This window comes from Oleiphilus sp. HI0128 (genome assembly GCF_001635365.1).
The window spans coordinates 1-818 of record NZ_LWGG01000324.1; the positions used below are offsets into that span (position 1 = coordinate 1).

General features: G+C 43.8%; 1 protein-coding gene. It reads left to right on the forward strand.

Translation table 11 applies throughout. The annotated features are described in order from the left end of the window. The coding region (locus A3763_RS04110) for a uroporphyrinogen-III C-methyltransferase (RefSeq protein WP_197482754.1) at window positions 1-818 on the forward strand (818 nt) is incomplete at both ends.

Genomic DNA, 818 nt, shown 5'->3' on the forward strand with positions numbered 1-818 from the left:
TAGATTCACAAAATAAGAGCGCACAACAACGAGTTCAATACTTAGAGCAAAGCCTCGAGCGACGTTTGAAAAACCTAGAAGCAGACAAACAACAACAAAGTCAGATACTGACTCAGCTCGATAGGCAAAGTTTATATAACACCGAGAAGCTAACAGAAATGGGTGCCAGCAGTCGTGCTGACTGGCTACTTGCTGAGGCCGAGTATTTATTACATCTCGCCAACCAAAGACTTCTTCTTGAGCGCGACTTAAAAAATGCTGAGGCAGTCATGATATCTGCCGATAAAGTGCTGGCCGAAATCAATGACCCAGGCTTACTCCCAGTTCGTGCAGCACTCAATCAAGAGATTCTTAGCTTACAACAGCTTTCTCACCTCGACCGTGAAGGTATGTTTATGCAACTCTCGGCTATCATTTCTTCTTTAGACGGCTTAAAAGAAAGCGCTTATTTAGACACGAGCAAGCCAGAGCCAGAACAAACACCAAGCCAGCGTTCATCACAAACTTCAGATCTTCCCGCATGGAAGCAAGCATGGCTGGAAGTATGGGGCGAGCTAAAGAAAGCAGTATTGATCCGGCGTTTGGATCACCCTGTCGCGCCTCTTATGGCGCCTGAGCAAAATTATTATCTGAAGCAGAATCTAAGACTGATGCTCGAACAAGCAAACCTTGCCTTACTAGAGCAAAACCAGGCTATTTTTACTCACAGCTTAAAACAAGCAAGCATTTGGCTAGAGAACTACTTTGATACTCAGGACAAACAAACGAAAACTCTGATTTCTAAACTCAAAAGTATGCAAACACTTCAAATAAGCTAC